This is a genomic window from Brevundimonas sp. GN22, assembly GCF_054824005.1.
Window position 1 is genome coordinate 1 of sequence record NZ_JSYD01000129.1, and the last position, 739, is coordinate 739.

Here is a 739-nt window from a genome sequence, read left to right on the forward strand (position 1 = left end):
CTCAGGGGCGCTCTCTGGGGCGCCCAGCAGTGCTTTCAAAGGCGCAGCAAGCCGAAGCCCTAAAGTTGCGATCTAAAGGCGAAAGTCTTGGCGTTGTAGCGAAACGTTTTGGTGTTTCACGCTCTGCCATTCAACGGATTGAAAAGAGCCTTCCGTTATCCGAGATGGATGATTAATATGAAATATCAGCGGCTTGAGGCACCAATCTTGACTTTAAACCACAAGCTTTCTTCGGTAATGCGAGTCGACTATTCGACTGGGGCGTAGTGCTTCCGCCAACGACGCAACGTTGAAACGAAGCGTAAATAATCTTAAGTTTAGAGAATAAAAATGAAGAAGAGTATTCTTTTAGCTGTAGTCGGCTTGTCTTTGGCAGCGTGCCACATGATTGACGGTACGAATCAGAATCTCATCAAAGAGGCAAAAAAAGACGTAGCCTCGGTAATGCATGACCCATCCGCAGCTGAGTTTCGAAACCTCCGGGTGGTTAAGACTGGCTCTATGAGTGTTGTCTGCGGTGAAGTGAACGGCAAAAACCGTTATGGGGCATACGTTGGTTTTACCCGTTTCATGTCCTCTCCGAAGAATCTGGCCCCGCTGATCGAAGACCTGAATAGCGATAACGGCTTTGCTCAAGCCTATTCGATGGGCTGCAAACAAAGCTAACTTGCGGGATATTTACGGCAAATCCGGCTGCGCGGACCCGACTAGCGCAGCCGGAAAAATGACAATGGGCGTC

General features: G+C 49.1%; 2 protein-coding genes. Both read left to right on the forward strand.

Annotated elements, in window-relative coordinates:
• Positions 1 to 29: 29 nt before the first annotated feature.
• On the forward strand, positions 30 to 176 hold the full coding sequence (locus tag OB03_RS14015; protein ID WP_461344570.1) for a helix-turn-helix domain-containing protein: 147 nt from the start codon (positions 30 to 32) through the stop codon (positions 174 to 176).
• Positions 177 to 330: 154 nt separating this feature from the next.
• Positions 331 to 666, forward strand: coding sequence for a hypothetical protein (locus OB03_RS14020; RefSeq protein ID WP_461344569.1), 336 nt, complete (start codon positions 331 to 333; stop codon positions 664 to 666).
• The last annotated feature ends 73 nt before the right edge of the window (positions 667 to 739 follow it).

What these genes read in the sequence shown, in the direction of transcription:
- OB03_RS14020 (WP_461344569.1), top strand. Translation starts at nt 331, where the DNA reads ATGAAGAAGAGTATTCTTTTAGCTGTAGTCGGCTTGTCTTTGGCAGCG.